General features: G+C 62.7%; 20 protein-coding genes. 3 read left to right on the forward strand and 17 right to left on the reverse strand.

Features of this window, described 5'->3' with window-relative positions:
• Positions 1–145 precede the first annotated feature (145 nt).
• Together ACIGJE_RS30330 and ACIGJE_RS30335 are read right to left on the reverse strand one after the other, a co-directional pair.
• A complete protein-coding gene (locus tag ACIGJE_RS30330; RefSeq protein ID WP_415085229.1) occupies positions 146–1,054 on the reverse strand; it encodes a choline ABC transporter substrate-binding protein in 909 nt (302 codons plus the stop codon).
• Between the two features lie 206 nt (positions 1,055–1,260).
• Positions 1,261–2,292, reverse strand: a complete 1,032-nt coding sequence (locus tag ACIGJE_RS30335) for an alcohol dehydrogenase catalytic domain-containing protein (protein ID WP_415085219.1) — start codon at positions 2,290–2,292, stop codon at positions 1,261–1,263.
• 174 nt (positions 2,293–2,466) lie between these two features.
• Here ACIGJE_RS30335 and betI point away from each other — a divergent pair, with 174 nt between their 5' ends.
• Positions 2,467–3,114, forward strand: coding sequence for a transcriptional regulator BetI (gene betI / locus ACIGJE_RS30340; RefSeq protein WP_149249479.1), 648 nt, complete (start codon positions 2,467–2,469; stop codon positions 3,112–3,114).
• 129 nt (positions 3,115–3,243) lie between these two features.
• Here the strand turns inward: betI and ACIGJE_RS30345 are convergent, their stop codons facing one another.
• Together ACIGJE_RS30345 and ACIGJE_RS30350 are read right to left on the reverse strand one after the other, a co-directional pair.
• Positions 3,244–4,014 (reverse strand): enoyl-CoA hydratase/isomerase family protein, encoded by a 771-nt coding sequence (locus tag ACIGJE_RS30345; RefSeq protein ID WP_415085220.1) that lies wholly within the window; start codon positions 4,012–4,014, stop codon positions 3,244–3,246.
• Positions 4,014–5,606 carry an acyl CoA:acetate/3-ketoacid CoA transferase gene (locus ACIGJE_RS30350; RefSeq protein ID WP_415085222.1) on the reverse strand — a complete coding sequence of 531 codons (1,593 nt, stop codon included), beginning with the start codon at positions 5,604–5,606 and terminating at the stop codon, positions 4,014–4,016. Before ACIGJE_RS30350 ends, ACIGJE_RS30345 begins: the two co-directional genes overlap by 1 nt.
• A gap of 173 nt (positions 5,607–5,779) precedes the next feature.
• Between ACIGJE_RS30350 and ACIGJE_RS30355 the strand changes: the two genes are divergently transcribed.
• Complete coding sequence (locus ACIGJE_RS30355) at positions 5,780–6,598, forward strand: aldo/keto reductase (protein ID WP_415085224.1); 819 nt, start codon at positions 5,780–5,782, stop codon at positions 6,596–6,598.
• 41 nt (positions 6,599–6,639) lie between these two features.
• Here the strand turns inward: ACIGJE_RS30355 and ACIGJE_RS30360 are convergent, their stop codons facing one another.
• The 8 genes from ACIGJE_RS30360 to ACIGJE_RS30395 all read right to left on the reverse strand — a co-directional run bounded on the left by ACIGJE_RS30360 (position 6,640) and on the right by ACIGJE_RS30395 (position 16,797).
• Entirely contained in the window at positions 6,640–7,575 is a 936-nt protein-coding gene (locus ACIGJE_RS30360) for an IS110 family RNA-guided transposase (protein ID WP_483679583.1), read from the reverse strand.
• 257 nt (positions 7,576–7,832) lie between these two features.
• On the reverse strand, positions 7,833–9,431 hold the full coding sequence (locus ACIGJE_RS30365; RefSeq protein ID WP_415085599.1) for a GMC family oxidoreductase: 1,599 nt from the start codon (positions 9,429–9,431) through the stop codon (positions 7,833–7,835).
• Positions 9,431–10,930 carry an aldehyde dehydrogenase family protein gene (locus tag ACIGJE_RS30370; RefSeq protein ID WP_415085601.1) on the reverse strand — a complete coding sequence of 500 codons (1,500 nt, stop codon included), beginning with the start codon at positions 10,928–10,930 and terminating at the stop codon, positions 9,431–9,433. The genes ACIGJE_RS30365 and ACIGJE_RS30370 overlap by 1 nt, the downstream gene beginning before the upstream one ends.
• An 86-nt stretch (positions 10,931–11,016) precedes the next feature.
• Positions 11,017–12,051: a zinc-dependent alcohol dehydrogenase gene (locus ACIGJE_RS30375; protein ID WP_415085603.1), complete on the reverse strand. Its 1,035-nt coding sequence runs from the start codon at positions 12,049–12,051 to the stop codon at positions 11,017–11,019.
• 16 nt (positions 12,052–12,067) lie between these two features.
• Complete coding sequence (locus tag ACIGJE_RS30380) at positions 12,068–13,009, reverse strand: ABC transporter permease (protein ID WP_149249472.1); 942 nt, start codon at positions 13,007–13,009, stop codon at positions 12,068–12,070.
• An 11-nt stretch (positions 13,010–13,020) separates the two neighbouring features.
• On the reverse strand, positions 13,021–14,526 hold the full coding sequence (locus ACIGJE_RS30385) for a sugar ABC transporter ATP-binding protein (protein ID WP_415085605.1): 1,506 nt from the start codon (positions 14,524–14,526) through the stop codon (positions 13,021–13,023).
• Positions 14,527–14,533: 7 nt separating this feature from the next.
• Positions 14,534–15,499, reverse strand: coding sequence for an ABC transporter permease (locus ACIGJE_RS30390; RefSeq protein WP_415085607.1), 966 nt, complete (start codon positions 15,497–15,499; stop codon positions 14,534–14,536).
• 185 nt (positions 15,500–15,684) lie between these two features.
• The gene (locus ACIGJE_RS30395) at positions 15,685–16,797 is read right to left on the reverse strand and encodes a sugar ABC transporter substrate-binding protein (RefSeq protein ID WP_367624613.1); all 1,113 of its coding nucleotides are present in this window, start codon (positions 16,795–16,797) and stop codon (positions 15,685–15,687) included.
• Between the two features lie 307 nt (positions 16,798–17,104).
• Here ACIGJE_RS30395 and ACIGJE_RS30400 point away from each other — a divergent pair, with 307 nt between their 5' ends.
• A complete protein-coding gene (locus tag ACIGJE_RS30400) occupies positions 17,105–17,746 on the forward strand; it encodes a TetR/AcrR family transcriptional regulator (protein ID WP_367624614.1) in 642 nt (213 codons plus the stop codon).
• Between the two features lie 68 nt (positions 17,747–17,814).
• Here the strand turns inward: ACIGJE_RS30400 and ACIGJE_RS30405 are convergent, their stop codons facing one another.
• The 5 genes from ACIGJE_RS30405 to ACIGJE_RS30425 all read right to left on the reverse strand — a co-directional run bounded on the left by ACIGJE_RS30405 (position 17,815) and on the right by ACIGJE_RS30425 (position 22,113).
• Complete coding sequence (locus ACIGJE_RS30405; RefSeq protein ID WP_415085610.1) at positions 17,815–18,897, reverse strand: ABC transporter ATP-binding protein; 1,083 nt, start codon at positions 18,895–18,897, stop codon at positions 17,815–17,817.
• The gene (locus ACIGJE_RS30410) at positions 18,894–19,694 is read right to left on the reverse strand and encodes an ABC transporter permease (RefSeq protein WP_311936513.1); all 801 of its coding nucleotides are present in this window, start codon (positions 19,692–19,694) and stop codon (positions 18,894–18,896) included. Before ACIGJE_RS30410 ends, ACIGJE_RS30405 begins: the two co-directional genes overlap by 4 nt.
• Position 19,695: 1 nt before the next feature.
• The gene (locus tag ACIGJE_RS30415) at positions 19,696–20,568 is read right to left on the reverse strand and encodes an ABC transporter permease (RefSeq protein ID WP_311936515.1); all 873 of its coding nucleotides are present in this window, start codon (positions 20,566–20,568) and stop codon (positions 19,696–19,698) included.
• Between the two features lie 165 nt (positions 20,569–20,733).
• Complete coding sequence (locus ACIGJE_RS30420; RefSeq protein WP_415085613.1) at positions 20,734–21,744, reverse strand: ABC transporter substrate-binding protein; 1,011 nt, start codon at positions 21,742–21,744, stop codon at positions 20,734–20,736.
• An 18-nt stretch (positions 21,745–21,762) separates the two neighbouring features.
• Positions 21,763–22,113: an NIPSNAP family protein gene (locus ACIGJE_RS30425; RefSeq protein WP_415085615.1), complete on the reverse strand. Its 351-nt coding sequence runs from the start codon at positions 22,111–22,113 to the stop codon at positions 21,763–21,765.
• Position 22,114 lies beyond the last annotated feature (1 nt).

Below are 22,114 nucleotides of genomic sequence, written 5' to 3' on the forward strand. Positions count from 1 at the left end.
AAACGCCACGATTTGTCATAGCCGGGCTTGACCCGGCTATCCAGAAGCCACAGGCGCAACCAGCCGGAAGAACTGGATGGCCGGGTCGAGCCCGGCAATGACAAAGGTCGCGCGAACTCGCAGACACTCGAATGAGCTGCCTTACTCATAGGCCCAGGCTTTTCTTGACTGCCGGCAATCCGGGCTGACCGTCAAATGTCGTGACACCGTCGAGCCAGGCGTCGAGGACGCCTGGATTGGCTTTCAGATATTCGGCTGCCACGGCTGCCCCCTCTTTGCCCTCGGTCAGGATCGTGTTCATGACCTGGTTCTCCAGATCGACATTGAATTTCAGATTGCCGATGAATTTGGCGGCGTTCGGGCACTCACCGTCCCATCCCGCTCGAATGTCCGTGTAGACGACGGCGCTGCCGAAATTCGGGCCGAACGTGTCATCGCCGCCCGTCAGGTACTGGATCTTGAAATTGACGTTCATCGGGTGCGGCGCCCAGCCCAGAAAGACGATGTCCTCCCCGCGGGCGACAGCACCTTGAACCTGGGCCAGCATGCCCTGTTCGCTCGACTCAACCAGCTGGAATCCCTTTAGCCCGTGCTTGTCGCCGTCGATCAGCCCGTGAATGAGGTTGTTGCCGGTGTCGCCGGGTTCGATGCCGTAAATCTTCTCCTGCAGCGAATCCCTGAACTTCGCGATGTCGGCGAAGTCCTTCAGCCCTTTGTCATAGGTGTATTGCGGCACGGCGAGCGTGTATTTTGCGCCGACCGGCAGGTTGGCACCGCTGACGACGATCGACTTGTCGTCGAGATAGGGCTTGCGCTCGTTCACCATGCTGGGTTGCCAGTCGCCGAGATAGACGTCGATGTCCTTATTTTTCATCGAGGCATAGGTGACGGAGATCGAGAGTACGGTGGTCTTGGGCGTATAGCCAAGGCCCTGGAGAACGTGGGAAGCGATCGCGGTCGTCGAGGTGATGTCCGTCCACCCGACATCCGAGAACCTGACGGTTCTGCAGGCTTCCGGCTCGCCGGCCATCGCCGGCTTGCCGCTCGCGCCCATGACCAGGGCAGCAATTGCGAACGCAACACCGATACGTCTCATCACACGATCTCCCCTCTTTCTTATACGTACCGCCCTGCGCTCGTTGGCGAGGGCGGCGAATCCCTAGAGCAAAGCGCGTTTACACGTAACCGCTTCTTTTCTCTAACTCATTGTTTCGACGCGTCTTTGCGATTCTTGGTGATTCCAAGAAATCGCAAAACGCTCTAGAATTCGATGACGAAACGGCCCCTGGAGGTGCCCCGTTCAAGAGCGAGCAACGCATCCGAGACCTGCTCGAGCGAGATCACCTCGATCTCGACCTCGAGTGGGTGTTCCTGATGTATTGCGATCAGCTCGCGCATCTGCTGGCGTGTGCCGACGCTGGTCCCGGTGATGACGACGCCGGTTGCCGTCAGCCATTCCTGGATCAGGGGCACCGGCTCGAAGACCATCGCCGCCGCGACGATGCGACCGCGAGGGCGGATACCTGCGATCATCGAGTCCCAGGTGGCCGTCGTCGGGGCAAAATTGATGCAGGCATGATAGCGCGTATCCCCCGCGGCCAGCCGGGAAGGCAGGCCATCGTCGGCGATTTCGGTTTCCGTTGCACCATAGGTTCTTGCGATCTGAAGCTTTGCCGGATCGCGATCGACGGCCAGGACCCTGATGTTCAGCCGGCTTGCAAGCTGCACGGCGTAGAGCCCAAGGCCGCCGCAGCCGAAAATGATGCAACTGTCCCCGGCTTCGAGTTCGGCTTTCCTGATTGCGCCATATGCGGTGACACCTGCGCACATCACCGGAGCGGTTGTGAGCGCATCAATCGTCGGGGGCAGGGAAACGGCGAACCTCGCATCGGCGATCACATATTCTGCAAAGGCCCCCGGCACATTCAGGCCATGAGCGCGATGGTGCTGGCAAAAGGATTCATGTCCATCCAGGCACTCGTCACAGCGGCAGCAGGTGTCGTGGATCCATGGTATGCCAGCCAGGTCGCCCACCGCCCAGCCGGTTACACCCTCGCCCAGGGCCGCGATGACGCCGATCCCCTCATGCCCCATCACGAAAGGAGAGGCCGGATGCTGGGGTATGCCGCTGCCCCTCCAGATGTGAACATCGGAATGGCAGACACCGCAGGCCAGGAGACGCACGAGCAATTGGCCCGGGCCGGGAACCGGACGCGGAAACCGAACGATTTCGAGGGGCTCGCCAAAAGCCGCGAGCACGGCCGCACTCATGCTGTCTGGGCTTGCCAGCATCAAGTCTCTCCCCGATCTCGATCCATTGTCGTGAGCCATCGCCCCGCGAAGAATTCACGGGCAGGCGCCGCCCCCGGCGGCCAGCCGTTGTCAGGAAGACTACGCCTGCTAATTTTTTTGACAAGACAAAATTTTGTTAGAGCGTACAAAATCTTGTTCAGCTATTGATTTTCCATGGCCGGGACGCGCAAGAAACAGAAGACTCGGATTGAGGACATCAGAAGGGTCGAGCTGATCGAGGCCGCCCATCGCATTTTCCTGCGTGAAGGCCTGAGGGGCCTGACCACCACCCGCATCTGCCATGAAGCGGGGATGTCGCAAGGCATTTTGACCTATTATTTCAAGGACAAGGACGAAGTTCTGTTCGAGATGGTGCGGTTCGCAAACCGGCTCTTGATGGACGCAGTAGTCATCAATCTGCGCCAGGCCCGTACCCGCTGGGAGCGCCTGATCGCGATCATCGACGGCAACTTTCCGGAGTCGAAATTCGATCGCAACACGGCGAATGCCTGGGTCTCCTTTTATGCGGAGGCCGCTCATTCGCCCCGCTATGCCCGGCTGCAGGAGCTTTTCTATAAGAGATTGCGCTCCAACATGATGTCGGCGCTTTTTCCGATCCGCTCAAAGGACTGGATCGACCATTTCGTCATCGGCTTTGCCGCGATGCTGGACGGCTTCTGGCTGCGTCGCGGGCATGCCGATGGCATCATCTCCGGCGAGCACGCGAAGGCGCTGCTGGTCGAATATGCCGAGAAGATGCTTGGCGGAGAGACGGTTTTGAGATTGAAGCAGCTTCCTGCTTCCGTTCTCGCGCCTGCATAGCCTCAAGAGGTCATCGCTCCCCGCTGAGATGCCTAGGGGAGCCAGCAATCAGATCGCCCTGGCGTGATAATCTCGATTCGCTGTAGCGAGCGACTGGGAACAAGTATGTGCCGGCCGTAAGATGGCCGGTCAGAATTTCGGCGGCTGCCTTTCGCGGAAGGCGGCGAGGCCAGCCTGCAACTCCTTCGATTGCGCGGCGGCCATGCCGGCCAGGCAGTCGAAGACCCGCTCCGTCTCCTCCGCTTCGGCGGCGTTCACCAGCATCTTCGTCATCTCGGTTGCCAGGGGCGCGCGCGAGCACACCTTTTCCGCGACTTCCATGGCCCGGGCAAGCCCCTGGCCGCTCTCCACCACCTCGTCCACGATACCAAGTTCGCACGCACCCTTCGCGGTCAGGATATCGCCGAAGACCGCCATGCGCCGCACGGCCTGCGCACCGAAGCGGCGTGTCGCGCGCTGCGTACCCGACCATCCCGGAATGATGCCGAGCCCGGTCTCCGGCTGCCCGATCTTGGCGTGGGCCTCCGCAATGCGATAGTCCGCGCAGGCGGCAAGCTCCAGGCCGCCGCCCAAGGCATGGCCGTTCAGCACGGCGATCAGAGGTTGGCGCAGCCGCGCCAGCGCGTCGAAGGCTGCGTGCCCCTCGCGCACCCAGAACCGACCGAAATCCTCCGGCGTCTCCCGGCTCCAGGCCTCGATGTCGCCGCCCGCCGAGAAGGCTTTCGCCCCTGCCCCGGTCATGACAGCCACGCGGATGGCCGCATCGTGCTCGATGAGGGCGCACAGATGTTGCAGCTCCGCCACCATGGCAGCATCGAAGGCATTGAGCTTGCCCTCGCGTTCGATGACGATGATCGCAACCGGCCCCTCGATCTTCAGACGCACACCATTCCCGCTCATCACTCGGCCGCCTCTCTGGTGACCGCCTGCCGGCTGCGGCGATCGGGCTCGAACAGGTCTGCCGGCATCGACACCAGCGGGTCGGCGACGGCGAGCGGAAAGGCCGCCTGGTCGAGGATATCGCGCTTGAGATCGACGCCGGGCGCAATCTCCGTGACGGTGAGCCGGCCCTCGATCAGCTTCAGCACGCAGCGCTCGGTGACATAGGTCACGTCCTGGTTCTGCAGCGTGGCACGCTTGCCGGAGAACGAGACCTGATCGACCTCGGGCACGAGCTTGGCGACCTTGCCCTCCTTGTCTATCCTCAGCTTGCCATCGACCACCGATAGTTTCGCGCCGGCATTGAAGTAGCCCGAGAACACGATCTTCCTGGCGCGAGCGGTGATGTCGACAAAGCCTCCTGCGCCGGCCGTCACATGCGGCCGCACCGCCAGCTTGGAGACGTTGACGGAACCATCCTCGCCGATCTGCAGGAAGGACAGCAGGGAGGCATCGAAGCCACCGGCCTGGAAATAGGTGAACTGATGCGGCGAGGCCACGAACGCCTCCGCATTGGAGGAACAACCGAACTTGAAGTCGAGCAGCGGAATGCCGCCGACGGCGCCCTGCTCGATCACCCAGGTGATCTCGCCATGCCGGCCTTCCTCCAGCAGGATGCGCGGAACATTCGCGGAAATGCCGAAGCCGATATTCACGGCCCAGCCGTTCTCGAGTTCCATGGCCACCCGGCGGGCCATCACCTTGGCCGCATCGAAGGCGGGGATCGTGAACGTATCGAGGGGGCGGAACAACTCGCCCGAAATGGCCGGGTCATAGGCGGTCGCCGTCGTCTGCAACTGGTCCGGCGCCTCGACGATGATGTCGACGAGGATACCGGGCACCCTGACGTCATGCGGACGCAGAGTGCCCGACTGGGCGATCCGCTTGACTTGCGCAATGACGGTGCCGCCGGAATTGTGCGCAGCCAGCGCCAACTCCATCGCGCCGAGATAGGCACCTTCATGCTCGAAGGTCAGATTGCCGCGCTCGTCTGCCGTCGAGGCCCGGATGATGGCGACGTCGGGTGCGATCGCCGGGAAATAGAGCCACTCGTCGCCCTCGAACTGGACCCTGCGCACGATCGGCCGCGAGCGGGCGCGATCGTTCATGGCGCAGCCGTCGAGCGCAGGATCGACGAAGGTGTCGAGCCCGACCTTGGTCAGGACGCCGGGACGCTTGCCGGCCGCTTCCCGTAGAATGTCGAACACGATGCCGCTGGGCACGTTGTAGGCGCTGATCTTGTTCTCGCCGAGCATCTTCCAGATCAGCGGCGGCTCCGCCGAAGACGGTCCCGACGGATAGGACCCGCCGATGATCGTATCGATGAGGCCGTCCTGGGCCAGATGGTCGACGCCCTTGGTGCCGAACATGTCGCCGGCAGCAATCGGGTGGATCATGGTGAGCTGGCGGGGATGCCCCTCTTCGCGATACCGCTCGCCGAGCGCCTGGAGAACCAGGTCCGGGCAGCAAAGCCCGCTGGAGGAATTCACGGCAACCACCGCCTTGTCGCCGATACGCCGCGCCGCCTCGAGCGCACTCCTGATTTTGGACATCGTCTCCTCGCGAGGATTTTTATAAGTAACTATATGGTTAGTACCTTATAGCGTTGGCACCTTCAACTTCTTTTCTCCGCGGCCAGGTTGCCGGGAGCATTCAGTGGCTTGCCCGCCGCCAGGATGCGATATATAAGTAACTAGATAGTGCGATAAAAATGGAAACGACAGGGATGAGCATCTATTTCACGCGGACGTTCCAGCGCTCCTTCGGCACCTACCCCCTGCGCGGCGACGCCTGCCGGCAGGCGATCGAGACGGCTCTGGCCACCGGATACCGCGCCTTCGATACCGCGCAGATGTATGAGAACGAAGCCGAGGTCGGTGAAAGCCTGGCCAATGGCGGCGTGAGGCGGGACGAGCTTTGCATCACCACCAAGGTCAGCATCCACAATTTCTCCGAAGAGCGCTTTCTCCCGTCGGTCGAACAGAGCCTGAGGGACCTTCGGGTCGACTTCGCGGACGTCCTGCTGCTGCACTGGGCGCCGGCCGACGGCAATATCGCCGCCTCGCTCGGGCTCCTGCAAAAGGCACGGCAGCTCGGCCTCGCCCGCCACATCGGCGTCTCGAACTACACGGCAGGCATGATGAGGCAGGCGAGATCGATCGTCGACGCGCCGCTGGTCACCAACCAAGTCGAGTTTCACCCCTTCCTCAATCAGGACGTCCTGCTGGCTGCCGCCAACGAGACCGGCATCCCGCTTTCATCCTATTGCTCGGTCGCACGCGGAAAGGTGTTCGAGCAGCCCCTCTTCGCCGAGATCGGCCAAGCCTACGACAAGACGGCGGGACAGGTCGTCCTGCGCTGGATTCTGCAAAAAGGCGTGCCGCTGAACACGATGTCGACGAAACCGGAAAACATCCGCTCGAATTTCGACATCATGGATTTCACGCTGTCGAGCATCGACATGGCGCGGATCGACGCGCAGACGCAGAAGAACCTGCGCATCGTCGGGCGCGACCTCATCCCCTGGGCGCCGGAGTGGGACTGAAGCCTTTCCGGCTCTTCCTGGCAACTGTAGTTGAGCGAGTGTCATGCCTTGAAGGGGGTCTGATCTCGCACGATGGCATTGAGAGTGACGAGGATCTTTCGTGCCAAGGCGATGAGAGCCAGTTTTGGTGGCTTTCCGGCTTGTCGCAATGCGCGGTAAGTCTCAGCGAAGAGGGATTTGGACCGGCTGGCTGAAACGGCGGCCATGTAGAGGGCCTGTCGCACGCGTCGTCTTCCGCCTCTGATCTGGCGTGTGCCGCGCATAAGGCCGCTATCGCGATTGAAGGGAGCCAGGCCTGCCAAGGCGGCGATGGTCTTGGACGAGCGTTGGCCGAGTTCGGGCAAGAGAGCCAGCAGGGTCGTGGAAATGACCCTGCCGATGCCTGGTGTTGAGCACATCAGCCGGCGCCTTTGCTCGAGGCTGTCATGTCGAGCAATGAGGAGGGAGATGTGCTGGTCGAGGCTGGCAATGGCCGCCTCCAGCCAGGCAAGATGATCCAGGAGGCTGTCTCGGATCTGGGCCATGTCGGCTTGAGCCAGGCGTGTCAGTTCCTGCTTGCGGGTGGCGACGAACTGGTCGCGGCGTTTGTGCAGCAAGGCCAGTTGTTGGCGATGAGGATCATCGGCCGGATCGGCTTGCAGGTTGAGGCACTGAGCCATGGCGGCGAGCATGCGCGCATCGATGGCGTCGGTCTTGGCCAGCAGGCCGATGGATTTGGCAAAGTCGCGGGCTCGGGCTGGATTGACGCGAACAAAGGGCAATTGCAGGCTCGTCAAAGCAGAGCGTAGCGACCCATCATAAGACCCGGTCGCCTCGAAGACGATGAGCTTGATCGGATCGGCTTGCAGCAGCTCGAAGGTTGAGATGATCGCCTGCGCCGTGTTGTCGATGCGTTCGACATGCTGGGTGATGGCATTGAAAATGTCGAGATGGTGCTTGGAGACATCGATCCCGATGAAGCCAGGGTGTATGATCATCGCGCCTATCCCTGTGCTACGAGGTCCGGTGGTGCGGCCTCGATCAACTGTTCAGGTTGGGTACTCGAACGCGGGCGAGGACCAAGCCAGGAAACGGTCTTCAACGACCCAGGATCGCACGGTCTCTCGCCCGCACCCATCCTGACACAGTCTAACTACACAGGGATCGCAGGCATCCCTGCCTGCTTTTGGAAGCGTTAGCCAGACCGCGGGAAAAGCAGGCAAGGATGCCTGCGATCCCAGAAAAACCGCTCTCTCTACATATTCCCGCGGATCAGGTCCGTAGCCTTCTCGCCGACCATGATCGCGGCGGCATTGGTGTTCGAGCCGATCAGGCTGGGGAAGGTCGAGCTGTCGCAGATGCGGATCCGCTCGAGGCCCCTCACCCGCAACTGGGGATCGACCACGGCCATCGCGTCGATGCCCATCTTGCAGGTGCCGCTGGGGTGATAGGAGGTCCTGCCGTAGCGGCGCGCATAGTCCGCAAACTGGGCGTTGGTTCTGACGTCGTCCCCGGGCAAGTGCAGCCGCTTGATGAACTTCTGCAGGGAAGGCCTGGCGAAGATCTCCCGGCTGATCCTCACCCCCTCGGCGGACACGCGGACATCGTCCGGCTCAGCCAGGAAATTCGGGTCGACGATCGGATTGGTGGCAGGGTCGGAGGAAGACAGCCGGACCGATCCGCGGCTTTTCGGGCGAAGCGTGTAGGAGTTCAGCGTGATGCCCGATCCGGAGGGAACCGTAGGCACGCCCGCTTCGGCGCCCGCGCCGGCCAGGAAGTGGAATTGCAGGTCCGGTATCGCGGCATCCGCATCGCCATACCAGAAGGCACCCCCTTCGACGACATTGGAGGTCACCGGCCCGGATTTGAAGAGCAGGTACTGGAGCCCCGCCCATAGCATCCAATGCCACTTGTTGTACTTGTCGAGGCTGGTCGGTCCCTTCAGTTCAGCCACGATGTCGACGCCGAAATGGTCGTTGAGGTTCTCGCCCACGCCGGGCAGATCCTCGACCACCTCGATCCCCAATTTCCTAAGATGATCAGCAGGCCCGACCCCCGAAAGCATCATGATCTTGGGCGATCCGATCGCCCCGGACGTGATGAGGACCTCGCTCTCGGCTCTCGCGGTAACGAGCTGGCCATTCCTGACGAATTCGACGCCAATGGCGCGCGCCTTCTGGAACAGGATGCGCCGGACCAGGCAACCGGTCTCGACAGTGAGATTGGATCGCTTCGCTGCCGGCCTGAGATAGCCGACGGCAGCCGAGCAGCGCCGGCCATTGCGGATGGTCGTCTGGTAGATGCCGGCGCCTTCCTGTGCCCTGCCGTTAAAGTCCGGATTATAGGGCATGCCGAACTCCTGGCAGGCCTGGACGAAGGCACGCGACATCGGCTGCGGGTCGGGCAGGTTCGAGACCCCCAGTGGCCCGTCCGCCCCGTGCATGTCGCCGGACAGAATGGTGTTACCTTCGGAGCGGATGAAATAGGGCAGCACCTCCTTGTAGGACCAGCCGGCCGCCCCCTCCTCACCTGCCCAGCGGTCGAAGTCGGCGGCGTGGCCCCGTGTGTAGATCTCCGCATTGATCGAGGAGCCGCCGCCAATCACCTTGGCCTGGGCATAGGGGATCTCCCGGTCGCAGGCATGGCGCTGCGGTGCCGTCTTGAGCCCCCAGGTCAGCGGCCCCGCCGTCATCTTGGCGAAGCCGACCGGCATGTGGATGTAGGGGTTGCTGTCGCGGCCGCCGGCCTCCAGCAGCAATACGCGCACGGCCGGGTTCTCGCTGAGGCGGGCGGCAAGCACGCAGCCCGCCGAGCCGCCGCCGACGATCACATAATCGTAGCCATCTTCCTTCATCAGCGCACCCAAGGCTCGCGCTTGCCAATCTCGATATGGACGGACTTGATCTGGGTATACTCCTCGATGCCGTAGGAGCCAGCCTCGCGTCCCCAGCCCGACTGCTTGAAGCCGCCGAGCGGAAGTTCCGGGCCGCCGGCCAGCGTGGTGTTGACCCAGAAGCGGCCGGCACGAACGCGGCGCGTCACGTTCAAGGCCTTGTCGATATTCTTGGTCCACACGCTCGCGGCCAGGCCGTAGACGGTGTCATTGGCCATGGCGATCGCTTCGTCCTCGCTGTCGAAGGGCATGACCGCAAGCACGGGGCCGAAAATCTCGTCGCGGGCGATCGCCATCGAACCGGTGACGTCCCCGAACAGAGTGGGCGCGATATACTGGCCGCGACCGAAGTCGAGCGCTTCCCCGCCGCAGACCAGCCGCGCGCCCTCCTCCTTGCCCTTGGCGATATAGCCCAGAATGGTGGTGTTCTGGGCCGTGGTGGTGATGGCGCCGATCTGCGTGGTCGGATCGAGCGGATCGCCGACCTTGACCCTGGCCAGCTTGGCGGCGACCAGCTTCTCGAACTCCGCCGCCACCGAGCGTTCGACGATCAGGCGGCTGCCGCTCACGCAGCACTGGCCGGTGTTGAAGCCGATACCGAACGCCACGCCATCGGCGGCATCCTCCAAATCCGCATCCGCGAAGACGATCTGCGGATTCTTGCCCCCGAGTTCCAGCCCGAGCTTCTTGAAATTGCCGCCGGCGGCCTCGACGCAGCGCCGGCCCACGGACGTCGAGCCGGTGAAGGACACCATGTCGATATCCAGATGTTCGGTCATGGCCTGGCCGATGACGCTGCCCGAACCGGTGACGACATTGTAGCAGCCGTCGGGCAGCCCCGCTTCCGACAGGATCTCGGCCAGCATGAGAGTGGTGGCCGATGTCACCTCGGAGGGCTTTGCGACGATGGTGCAGCCGGCCGCAAGGATGTAGGGCACCCTTTCGCAGAGGATCAGGAAGGGGAAGTTCCACGGCGTGATCAGGCCGACCACGCCGATCGGCTCCCGTGTGACCAGGCCGAACATGCCGTCGCCCAGATTGTTGAAGGCATCGCCATGCAGCGTCCTGGCGAGGCCGGCGGCATATTCGAACATGCCGGCGCAGCCATCCACTTCCGCCCGCGCCTGGCTGATGGGCTTGCCGTTCTCCAGGGTTTCCCAATAAGCCAGTTCCGCGGCACGGCTGCGCAGGATCTGGGCGGCGCGCAGGAGCACGTTCGCCCGCTCGACGGCCGGGATCCTCGACCAGCGCCCGTCCTCGAAAGCACGCCGCGCAGCCTTGACGGCAAGGTCCAGATCCTCCCTGGTGCACTTCGGAATGCGCGTCACCGGCACGTCATGTCCCGGGCTGCGGCGCTCGAAATAGGCCCGGTCTCCCGCCTCCATCCGCTTGCCATCGACAAAAAAGCCGAACGTCCTGGGACTGTCGGGAAGCGACTGTCTACCGACGACCTGATCCATATTCTGAATCCTCTCGATCTATGAGCAATTATCGGGGCGCCGAAGGCGCAGTTGTTTCGTTGCTTCGAAGCGATCTGCCAATGCCGTCACGCGGTCGTGTCGATCTGGGTCTTCAAGACGGCCGGCCGGTCCTGGATGGTTTCGAAGGCCGATTGAATCGCGCTCAGCGGCACGACCGTGCCGGTGAAGGGCTCGACCTGGAAGCGCCCGTGTTTGAGCAGCGTCAGGGCATCGTGCATGTCCTGGCCGATGCCGGCCACCGAACCCTTGACCGAGTTTTCCCGCAGCACCGTTTCAAGCAAGGGAAGCGGCACGCTGTCACCAGGGCCCGTGATGCCGAAGGCGGCAACATGGCCGCCGGGGCGGATGAGCCTGAAAGCCTCGGCGTAGAGTGCGGGCGCACCGACGCTTTCGATCACCACGTCCGCCCCGCGCCCCTCGGTCGCCTCGGCGACGAGCCTGCGAGCGTCCTTGGGGTCGGTGATGACGAGATCGGCGCCGGCCTTCTTCGCGAGTTCCGCACGAGGTTGCGAGGGTTCCACCGCGATGATCGGCGCGGCGCCGACGAGGCGCATCATCTGGATGTGGAGGTTGCCGATCGGCCCGGCGCCGAGCACGACGACCGACATGCCGAAACCGATGCCCGATTTGCGCGCAGCCCGGACAACACAGGCGACCGGCTCCGTGAGGGCCAGCAGCTCTGGCTTCGCCTCGGTGGGCGCCGGAATGACCAGACGCGCCGGAACCGCGACGAACTCGGCAAAGCCGCCATCGCGATGGATGCCGATCTGGCTGACCGCCTGGCAGTTCAGAACCTCGCCGCGGCGACAGAAGAAGCAATGCCCGCAGCCGATATTGACGTCCGCGACGACGCGCTGCCCGACCTGCAGGCCCTGGACCCTGTCGCCGACGCGGCTCACCGTGCCGGTGAACTCATGCCCCGGGATGAAAGGCAGGGTATCGGCGGCATAGTGCCCCCTGAAGATATGGATGTCGGTGCCGCAGATGCCGCAGCGATCCACCCTGATGAGAGCGTCATCCGGGCCGATCTGGGGGATGGGCACCTCCCGGACTTCGAACCTCCCGGGGTGGGTGAGCACTGCAGCTCGCATCATGTCCATGTCGCCAACCCCTCGCTTATTTCACGATCCGCATCTTCGAGCGGTCGATGGTGAGGGCGATCGCAACGATCAGCACGATGCCGAAGAAGATCTGCTGCCCCGTGGCGGGGATGTTGAGATAGAGCATGCTGGCGCGCACGACGGCCACGATCATCGCGCCGATGAGCGTGTTGACGACGCCGCCGACGCCGCCGGTGAGCGGGGTGCCACCGACAAGCACCGCGACGATGGCCGGCAGCAAAAAGCCCTCGGCCAGGGTCGGCGAGCCACCCGAGAGCTTGACCGAGAACATCAGCCCCGCGATCGCCGCGAACAGGCCGGAAAGGGCGAAGGCCAGGACCTTGTAGCGCTCGACCCGGATGCCCGATGCCACGGCCGCAAGTTCGCCAGCGCCCACGGCCTTCAGCGTGCGCCCGGCGGTCGTCCGGCTTTGAATGAACCATGCGATCGCAAGCAGCCCCAGGGACACGACCAGTTCGTGGGGTATCCCGGCGGTTCTGCCGAACATCCATCCGAACGCCTGGTCCCTCGCTGCCACATCCATGTGCAGAGCGCGCTGGCCCGACGCGAACTGACCGACCGAAAGGGCCAGGCCGCCGACCGCCAAAGTGGCGATGAAGGAGGGCACCTTGAGCCTCGTCGTCACCAACCCGGAGACAGCGCCGAACAGCAGGCCGACCAGCGCGATCAGGAGGGCGCTGAAGACGCCGAGATAGGGCAGCGACAAGGTGGCGAGCACCGTCGTCATGTTCGCTACCGATTGGGCCGAAAGATCGATGCCGCCGATATAGATGGCGAGCGTCATGCCGAGCGCCATGATGAACAGCGGCGCAATGTCGGCGCCGAGTTCCATCAGGTTCTGCGGCCTGAGGAAGGTGGGGTCCATGATGCCGACAAGCAGGATCAGCACGAGAAGCGTGATCCAGGGGAAATGGCGCTTGAGCTGGTGGAGATTCATCACCCTGGCGCTCACGTCATGTGATGAAGCAGGTCGTAAAGGGAGGGCTTTGCGCCTGGCTGACAATTGAACCATTTTTGGATCTCGCCATCCTTGACAACGGCTATGGTGTGGCTGAGGCCGATGGCCTCTTCGAGCGTGTCGGCGATGAGCACGATGCCCACCCCATCGGCCGACATCTCCCGGATCATTTCGTAGACGTCCTCCTTGGCACCGATGTCGAGGCCGCGCGTGGGATGGTCGAGGAGGATGATGTTCGAGCCGCCGCTGCGCCATTTGGCGAGCACGACCTTCTGCTGGTTGCCGCCCGAGAGGTTTCCGCAATCGGCGTTCTCCGAGGAGGCCTTGATCGACAGGCGCTTGATCCAGACGCGCGCGAGCTTGCGCTCGGAGCCGATGTCGAGAACGCCGGCCCTGGCATAGTTCCCGAGCTGCGAGAGCGTCATGTTCTCGAAGACGTTCATGCCGCCGACGATGCCTTCGATCTTGCGCTCCCTGGGGACATAGCCGATGCCGCGGGCGACACCCTGCGAAGGACCGAAGTCGTTCACCGGACTGCCATGGAGCGCCAAGGTGCCCGATTGCATGCGCTCCAGGCCGAAGATCGTGCGCAGGATCGCCTCGCTGCCGCACCCTTCGACCCCGACGAGCGCCAGCACTTCGCCGGCATGCAGTTTGACGGAAATGTCCTTGTAGTGGCCGGGCAGGCTGATCCGGTCCGCCTGCAACAGCAGCTTCTGGACATCGTAGGGGCGCTGCTTTTCTTCGCGGTAATATTCCTGGTTGATGTCGCGCCCGACCATCCGCTGCTGGATGGCTTCGGCCTTGGCCTCGGCGCCTTTGACGACATCGACCACCGCACCATCCTTGAGCACATAGATGCGGTCGGACAGTTCGATGACCTCGTCGAGGCGATGTGAGACGAAGATGAACGAGGCACGCTTGCGCAGGTCGCGCACCAGGCCGAACAGCAGCCCGATCTCCTCCTTCGAAAGTACCGATGTCGGCTCATCGAGGAGGATCACGAGATGGCCCTGCACGCGCTCCTCCAGCGTCAGCACCTTCGCCAATTCGACGAGCTGGCGCTGGGCAAAGGAGAGCTTGGCAGTGACCGTCCTGGGATCGATCTGCAGCTTGACCTTCTTGAGCTGTTCGCCGGCCGCCTTGGCCATGCGCTTCCAGTCGATCTTGCCGAAGCGGGCGAACTGCTTCTCGAATCCGAGGAAGATGTTCTCCATCACACTCAGGTTGGGAATGAGCGACTGTTCCTGGAAAACCATGCCCACGCCGCGATCCATCGCTTCACGCGGGTTCTGGAAGCGGACGGCCTTGCCGTCGACGAGCACCTCGCCGCCGTCATGCTGGACGGCGCCATAGATCACCTTCATCAGCGTCGACTTGCCGGCGCCGTTCTCGCCGACGAGCCCGATGATCTCGCCGCGGTCGATCTGGAAATTGATGCCCTTCAGGGCATGGACGCCGGGGAAGCGTTTTTCGACGTTTCGAAGTTCGAACATGGCGCGCCTATTTCACGAAGGCCAGCGATCGACGATCGGTGGACAGATAGACTGCTGTGATGACCAGAAGGCCGAGGACGCCGTCCTGGACGTAGCTCGGCAGGCCGACCACCACCATGCCGTTGCCGATGACGTTGACGATCAGCACGCCGACCAGCGTGTTCCAGACACCGCCGGCGCCGCCCCAGAGCGCCGTGCCGCCGACGACGACCGAGGTGATCGAGACGAACATGAAGTTGCGGCCGGTCACGGTCTCGGCGATGCCGATCTGGGCCACGGCGAGAATGGCGCCGAGGGCATAGAAGACGCCGGCGATCATGAAGCAGATGACCCGTACCCTGGAGACATTGAGGCCCGAGGCATGGGCCAGGTCCTCGCCGCCGCCGACGGCGTAGAAATTCCGGCCGATGGTCGTCTGTGTCTGGACGAACCAGCCGGCGATGACCGCCGCGAGCGCCACATAGGCCATCAGCGGAAAGCCGCCGAGACGGTAGGTGAGCAGCGAACGAAAGAGCGGATCCTCGACCAGGATGCGGTCACCGCCCGTGATCAGCAGCGAAAGCCCGATGCCGACGAAGCCCATCGAAAGGCTGGCCATGAAGGAGGGAATCTTGAGGCGGACATGGACCAGGCCGGTCACCGCGCCGAAGATCGCTCCGACCGCCATGGCGCCCGGGATCGCCAACCAGCCCCAACCGGCCAGGGAACCACCCAAGGCTCCGAACAGCGTCGCGAAAAGCACCGCGCAGACCGCGACCGAGCCTTCCATCGACAGGTCGATCGAGCCCATCAGGATGACGAATGTCACGCCCACCGCGACCATCAGCGCCGGCGTCGACGAAATCGCGATGCGCGCGAAATTGCGCACCGACAGGAAGTTGGGATTGACGACCGAGAAGAACAACACCAGCGCCAGGAGCACCAGGACGGGCGCCCATTTCTGAATATTGTCCTTGGTGAGCAGGCTATCCATGTCGCGCTCTTGCGTCAGAGGGAACGGGATGCAGGCGCACGCCCTCCCCATGGCGTTTTGCGATTTGGTGGAAGCACCAAGAAACGCAAAGACGCGTCGAAACAGGGAACCAGAGCAAACAAGCGTTCACGCTTGAACGCGCTTTGCTCTGGAGGGCGGCGTACGACCGATGCGGAAGGAAGGGATCAGGACTTGTACTGGATCTGTCCCTTGCTCGGGCCCCAGAAGTCCTTCCAGTCATATTTGGGATTGCTGTCGAGATATTTGGCCTTGAATTCCTGGGCGTCCTTGGGCGTGACCAGGATCGTCGGCCCGTAGAACTCGCGGTGTTCCTTGGGTTCGCTCGAGGGCTTGAAGGCCCCCGTAGCCGCGTAATAGGCAAGCGCCGCGCTGATGCCGCCGCCCCAATAGGGGTTGGTAAAGACGGTCGCCAGGATCTGGCCCTTGGCGACGAGTTCGACAGCCTGCTGGTTGCCGTCATAGGAGACGACGGGCATTCCCTCGATACCCTCGGCGCGCAGTGCCTCGAGCACGCCATAGGCGATCGTGTCATTGGCGCAGTGAACACCCTTGATCTCGTCGCCATAGCGCGTGATGAAGCCGGCCATGACCTGGTTGGCCTTCTGGGTATCCCAATCGGCCGGCTGCGCGTCGAGCAGTTGCACGTCGGGATAATCCTTGAGGGCCTTCTTGAGTCCGTTGAGGCGCTCGATGGCAGGATTGTTGGAGGCGATCCCGCCCAGGTGAACCACGCCGCCCTTCTTGCCCATGGCGTCCATGAGGATGCGGGCCGTCTGCTCGGCCGGTCCCTCATCCGACCAGGTCATGTGGGAGACGTAATGGTCGCCGAAGTCCCAGGGATGCAGATCGTCGGTCTTGTTCCAGATGGTGGAGACATAGGCGCCGGCGGCGGCGACGGCCTCCACCACGGGACGGCAGTTCGGCGCATCGTTCGCATCGATCGCCAGCGCGACGTTACTGCCATTCTTGCCGAGCAGCGCCTTGACGTCCGCCAGCGACTTTTCGCTGGAGCCTTCGTTGATGAGATTAACCAGGGCGGTCTTGGGCAGCCCCAGGCTCTCGACGAAGGCTTCGCCGCCCGAGACGATGTAGTTCCAGTAGGGATTGGTCCTGTCGCGATAGCTCCAGGCTATCGTCGGATTGGTTGTCGCCGCTCGTGCGGGCCCCGATCCCAGCGCGCCGAGCGCCGCCAGGCCTCCCAGGCCATAGGCCGATGCCAGCAGCAGATTGCGGCGATTGACCGTCTCCTGCTCGATGAATTTCTTGATGAACGACATGCCTTCCTCCCCTGCGGACCCGTGCATCGCACCGCGTTTTTGAGCGTCACCGGACGCTGCCGCATTTTCGATATTGCACTATCTAGTTACTTCGTTATCGATGGCGTGTCAACGCCGCTGGATGCACGGATCTGGCCTCGGATCGTTGCAGCAGGGGAGTGCGGGAAAGTGCATACGGCACTGGCGCCGCGCCAAAGTAACCAGTAAGTTACCAAAATTCTTGAGCGAATCCGGCTAGCAGCGGACAAAGTGCAACTGGAACGAGATCACGGACGGCAGCGCGTCAGGCAACGCCAATGAGGTAGGAATGCTCACCAAGTCCCCCAAGCGCCCTCGGATCAGAGACGCGGAAGCCACCCAGGCAAGAATCCTGGCCGCAGCAAAGAAGGAATTTGCGAAGAACGGACTTGGCGGCGCGAGGGTCGATATCATTGCCGAACGCGCCAAGGCCAACAAGCGCATGATCTATCACTACTTCAACAGCAAGGAAGATCTGTTTCAGCGCGTTCTGGAAGACGCCTATTCCGACATACGGACGGCCGAGCAAAAACTCGACCTGGAGCGCCTCCCACCCAAGGAAGCGCTTGAACGTCTGGTGCGCTTTACCTGGACCTATTACCTGAAGAACCCGGAATTCTTGACGCTCGTCAACAGCGCCAATCTCCACAAGGCGAAGCACATCAAGAAATCCGAGGTCGTTCGCCAGGTGAGCACGCGCTTTGTCGACATGGTCGGGAACCTGCTCGACCGCGGCGTCGAGACCGGCGAATTCCGATCGGGCATCGACCCTGTACAGCTGAATATAACGATCGCGGCAATCGGATATTACTATTTTACGAACCGCTATACCGGGTCGATCGTCTTTCAGCGCGACCTTATGACCCCCGAAGCACTGGAAGAACGGATCCGTTTCAATGTCGATACCATCATGCGACTTGTAGAAGCCTGACGCATGAACGGGTCAACGCGAACCGAGCTGTCGCGGGCAGGGATGAATCGCATCGTCCTTGCCGAAAATCAGCGGCTGTCGCCGAAGACGTGAGCCGCCTCTGCATCGAACCGCAGCCATACCGCATCGCCGCAGCTGAGGCCGGCAATAGCCTCGTGGCCGAACGGCAGCCTTACTGACAGTTCGTGTCCCTTGCCTGTCCTCGTCACCACATGAATGTTGTTGCCCAAAAAGGTGATGTCGCTGACCGTGACGGGCACCCCCTTGTCCGGCGACGCTTTCGACAAGAACAAGCGTTCCGGCCGCAGCATGACCGAAGCCTTGCTGCCGGAGGCCGAGCCGTGCATGGGCACATCGGGCACCGTCATCGTGTCGCAGATCGAGATGCTGGCACGGCCGGGGGCTGACGAGAGAATCTCGCAGGGCAGGAAATTGCTGTCGCCGATGAATTCGGCCACGAAACGCGTCGCCGGATTGGCATAGAGTTCCGGCCCGGTTCCGATCTGGTCGATCACCCCCTTGGAGAAGACCGCGATGCGATCGGACAGGCGCAGCGCCTCTTCCTGGTCGTGCGTCACATAGAGGATGGTCACACCTGTCTGCTGATGGATGCGGCGGATCTCGTACTGGATCTCCTCGCGAAGCTTCTTGTCGAGCGCGGACAAGGGCTCGTCCATCAACAGCACCGGAGGGTCATAGGCCAACGCCCTGGCGAGAGCCACGCGCTGCTGCTGGCCGCCCGACATGTTGGCCGGCTTGCGGTCCTCATACCCCTCCAGCCGGACGAGCCGCAGCATCTGCCTGACCTTGGCATCGACCTCGGCCTTGGGCTTGCGCCGGACCTTGAGGGGAAAGGCGATGTTCTCGCCGACGGACAGATGCGGGAACAGAGTGTAGCGCTGGAACACCATGCCGATATTGCGCTGGTGCGAGGGGGTGGACAGCAACGTCGCCCCGTTCAGCTTGATATCGCCCGCCGTCGGATTGTCGAAGCCGGCCAGGATATAGAGCGTCGTGCTCTTGCCCGAACCGGAGGGGCCGAGAAAGGTCAGGAATTCGCCTTTCTCGACATCGAGGTTGACGTTCTGGACCGCGACGACAGTGCCGTATTCCTTGCGGATGCCTTGGATTTGCAGGAAGGGCTGCGTCATGATTTCAATCCTTTACGCACGAGAGCGACCAGCGTCATCAGGACCAGGGTCAGCAGGATCAACAGCGTCGAGGCTGCCGCGACCACCGGCGTCAGATCCTGGCGCAAGGTCGCCCAGACCTTGACCGGCAAGGTCTGCAGGGTGGGGCTTGCCATGAAGATGGCCACCACCACCTCGTCCCACGAGGTCAGGAAGGAGAAGATCGCGGCGGAAAACAGGCCGTGGCTGATCGAGGGCAGCGTGATCCTGATCTTGGCCTCGAGCGGCGATGCCCCGCACAGCACGGCCGCATCCTCGATCGACTTGTCGAAGCCCTCGAGGGCGCTGCTGATCGAGAGGATGGAGAAGGGCAGCGCCAGGACCAGATGGGAGGCGACGAATCCGGTCATGGTGCCGTTCAGCCCGATCTTCAGGAAGAAGGCATAGAGGCCGACGGCCAGCACCACCACCGGCAGGATCATCGGCGTCAGGAACAGGGCCTTCAGCCCTTCGCGGAACCAGAACCGGCCGCGCACCAGGCCGAAGGAGGTGACGAGCCCCAGCAGGACGGAAAGCACCGTCACGATCGCCGCGATCTTGAAGCTGGTCCAGGCCGACTGCAGCCAGCGCGGATCGGCGAACAGATCCGAATACCATTTCAGCGTCCAGCCCGGCGGCGGGAAGATCAGCCATTGCGACGAGCCGAATGACAGGGCCGCGATGAACAGGATCGGCAGCAGCAGGAAGGCAGCGGTCAGGGCCGTGATGGCGAGCAGGACGAATTTCCACCAGCCCAGGCGTTCGAAGTTCAGCAGCATGCTAGCGCCCTCCCAGGCTATGGTCGCGGAAGAAGCGCAGCTGCACGGCGTAAAGCGAGAGCGTGACGACGAGGAGGACCAGCGCTGCGGCGCCCCCCATGCCCCAATTGACCAGGGACTGCACGAACTGGGCGATGAGTTCGGCCAGCATCATGTTGGCGGTACCGCCGAGCAAGGCCGGGGTGACGAAATAGCCGAGCGACATCACGAAGACCATGAGCGCGCCGGCGACCATGCCCGGCACCGCCAGAGGCAGGAGAATGCGCGTCAGCGATTGCCAGCGCGTGGCGCCGCACAGGGCAGCGGCCTGGAGGATCGCCGGATCGATCTTCCGGATCACCCCATAGAGCGGCAGCACGATGAAAGGCAGCATGATGTAGACCATGCCGATCGTCACGCCGACGAGATTGTTGACCAGCGCCAGCGGCTTGTCGATCAGCCCGATGCTCATGAGCAGCTTGTTGATCACGCCGGTGCGCTGCAGCAGCACCATCCAGGCATAGGTACGGGCGAGCAGGTTCGTCCACATCGACAGCAAGAGGATCGCAAAGACGATGGCGGCGAGCTTCCTAGGCATGATCGCCAGCGCCCAGGCGACGGGAAAGCCGATGGCCAGCGAAACCACCGTCACCACCGCCGACACCAGGAAAGTGTTGAAGAAGATCCGCAGATAGGTGGAGGAACCCAGCAGTTCGGCATAATTGCCGAAGCCCGGCACGGGTTCCAGGACGCTTCGCAGCAGCAGCAGGGCCACCGGCACGACGAAGAAGAGGGCGACGAAGGCTAGGGCCGGCATGATCCAGGCCAGGCCCGTCGGCCTGGTCGGGCGCGAAACAGGCTGTACCGCGGCGCCGGCTATTATCTGCTGGGACATGGCAATCCTTTCCGCATGGGACATATCGGGAAGCCCGAACAGTCCGCCGTTCCGGCTCCCGTCCGGGCCATCCTTGCATCATTCGATGTTGCTGCCGGGCAGGAACGGGTGGGAGGGAGCGCTCCCTCCCCTTGCACGCTGCTCCGCTTTACTTTGCCTGCCAGTTTACTTTGCCTGCCAGGCGTACCAGCGTTCGCCGATCGCATCGCGGTTGGCAGCCCAATAGGTCATGTCGGCGTTGACCTGGCTCGCCTTCTGCTGATCGGGCAGGGTCTTGACCGTCTCCGCATCCATGAGCTTGGCGGAACCGAGGTTGATCGGCGCATAGCCCGTCGTAGCAGCCATGTCCGCCTGGGCCTGGGCCGAGGTGGCGAAGGCGATGAACTGCATGGCGGCATCCTTGTTCTTCGTGCCCTTGGGCACGACGAGCGAGTCCGCCGCCGTGATGTTCTGTTCCCAGGATGTCTCGACCTTGACGCCAGTCTTGGCGAGCGCCGTCATGCGGCCATTCCAGACGCTGCCGAACGGGGCTTCCGCCGAAGCGATCAGCTGCTGCGACTGCGCCCCGCCCGACCACCAGATGATGTCGGCCTTGATGGTGTCGAGCTTCTTGAAGGCGCGGTCGAGATCCAGCGGGTAGAGCTTGTCCGCCGGGACACCGTCAGCCAGCAACGCGGCCTCGATCACGCCTGGCGCCGACCATTTGTAGAAGGTCCGCTTGCCCGGGAATTTGGCGGTGTCGAACAGATCCGCCCAGGTCTTCGGGCAGGCCGCGACCGCATCGGCGTTACAGCCGATCACGAAGGAATAATAGAAGCTGCCGACCGAATAGTCGGTCACGAAGCGCGGATCGAGCTTGGATTTGTCGATGACGCCGAAGTCGAGCTTTTCCAGAAGGCCTTTAGGGCCGGCCTGCGCGGCGTAGTCACCTTCCACGTCGACCACGTCCCAGGTGACATTGCCGGCCTCGACCATGGCCTTGATCTTGCCGTAGTCTGTCGGCCCATCCTGTACGACATTGACGCCGGCCTTCGCCGTGAAATTGTCCGCCCATGCTTCCTTCTGGGCGTCCTGGGTGGTTCCACCCCAGCTCGAGAAGACCAGGTCCGCTGCGACTGCAGGTGACGCCATGATCAGCAATGCCGCACAGGCGGCCAGTATCGATGTCGATTTCATGTTCCCACGCTCCGGTTGTCAGGGCTCTTGTCTGGATATGTCATGTGAACGGTACCCCTCCGACGGAGAGAAGGCGGCCGGCTTCATGATCTTGTTTTCGGCAGTTTCTATGAGGTCGCGGATCTTCGGCAGGAAGGCCTGCCAGCGCGGATCGGAGGCGAGCGAGGCCCGGCGCCGTTCCCTGTCGTCGAGGCTCGCATAGGCCCAGATATGCATGATTTCGTTGATCGGACCGATCTCCGAGAAGAAGTAGCCGACCAGATGCCCCAGATGCTCCTTCTGGATCGCGATGCCCTCGTCCTCGACGACCTTGAGGTAGGCTGGCACCGTGCCGTTCCTGAGCCTGTATGTGCGGACCTCGTAAAACATG

This window comes from Labrys sp. E2SS-1L (genome assembly GCF_057073705.1).

What these genes read in the sequence shown, in the direction of transcription:
- ACIGJE_RS30330 (WP_415085229.1), bottom strand. Translation starts at nt 1,054, where the DNA reads ATGGGCGCGAGCGGCAAGCCGGCGATGGCCGGCGAGCCGGAAGCCTGC.
- ACIGJE_RS30335 (WP_415085219.1), bottom strand. Translation starts at nt 2,292, where the DNA reads ATGCTGGCAAGCCCAGACAGCATGAGTGCGGCCGTGCTCGCGGCTTTT.
- betI (WP_149249479.1), top strand. Translation starts at nt 2,467, where the DNA reads ATGGCCGGGACGCGCAAGAAACAGAAGACTCGGATTGAGGACATCAGA.
- ACIGJE_RS30345 (WP_415085220.1), bottom strand. Translation starts at nt 4,014, where the DNA reads ATGAGCGGGAATGGTGTGCGTCTGAAGATCGAGGGGCCGGTTGCGATC.
- ACIGJE_RS30350 (WP_415085222.1), bottom strand. Translation starts at nt 5,606, where the DNA reads ATGTCCAAAATCAGGAGTGCGCTCGAGGCGGCGCGGCGTATCGGCGAC.
- ACIGJE_RS30355 (WP_415085224.1), top strand. Translation starts at nt 5,780, where the DNA reads ATGAGCATCTATTTCACGCGGACGTTCCAGCGCTCCTTCGGCACCTAC.
- ACIGJE_RS30360 (WP_483679583.1), bottom strand. Translation starts at nt 7,575, where the DNA reads ATGATCATACACCCTGGCTTCATCGGGATCGATGTCTCCAAGCACCAT.
- ACIGJE_RS30365 (WP_415085599.1), bottom strand. Translation starts at nt 9,431, where the DNA reads ATGAAGGAAGATGGCTACGATTATGTGATCGTCGGCGGCGGCTCGGCG.
- ACIGJE_RS30370 (WP_415085601.1), bottom strand. Translation starts at nt 10,930, where the DNA reads ATGGATCAGGTCGTCGGTAGACAGTCGCTTCCCGACAGTCCCAGGACG.
- ACIGJE_RS30375 (WP_415085603.1), bottom strand. Translation starts at nt 12,051, where the DNA reads ATGGACATGATGCGAGCTGCAGTGCTCACCCACCCCGGGAGGTTCGAA.
- ACIGJE_RS30380 (WP_149249472.1), bottom strand. Translation starts at nt 13,009, where the DNA reads ATGAATCTCCACCAGCTCAAGCGCCATTTCCCCTGGATCACGCTTCTC.
- ACIGJE_RS30385 (WP_415085605.1), bottom strand. Translation starts at nt 14,526, where the DNA reads ATGTTCGAACTTCGAAACGTCGAAAAACGCTTCCCCGGCGTCCATGCC.
- ACIGJE_RS30390 (WP_415085607.1), bottom strand. Translation starts at nt 15,499, where the DNA reads ATGGATAGCCTGCTCACCAAGGACAATATTCAGAAATGGGCGCCCGTC.
- ACIGJE_RS30395 (WP_367624613.1), bottom strand. Translation starts at nt 16,797, where the DNA reads ATGTCGTTCATCAAGAAATTCATCGAGCAGGAGACGGTCAATCGCCGC.
- ACIGJE_RS30400 (WP_367624614.1), top strand. Translation starts at nt 17,105, where the DNA reads ATGCTCACCAAGTCCCCCAAGCGCCCTCGGATCAGAGACGCGGAAGCC.
- ACIGJE_RS30405 (WP_415085610.1), bottom strand. Translation starts at nt 18,897, where the DNA reads ATGACGCAGCCCTTCCTGCAAATCCAAGGCATCCGCAAGGAATACGGC.
- ACIGJE_RS30410 (WP_311936513.1), bottom strand. Translation starts at nt 19,694, where the DNA reads ATGCTGCTGAACTTCGAACGCCTGGGCTGGTGGAAATTCGTCCTGCTC.
- ACIGJE_RS30415 (WP_311936515.1), bottom strand. Translation starts at nt 20,568, where the DNA reads ATGTCCCAGCAGATAATAGCCGGCGCCGCGGTACAGCCTGTTTCGCGC.
- ACIGJE_RS30420 (WP_415085613.1), bottom strand. Translation starts at nt 21,744, where the DNA reads ATGAAATCGACATCGATACTGGCCGCCTGTGCGGCATTGCTGATCATG.
- ACIGJE_RS30425 (WP_415085615.1), bottom strand. Translation starts at nt 22,113, where the DNA reads ATGTTTTACGAGGTCCGCACATACAGGCTCAGGAACGGCACGGTGCCA.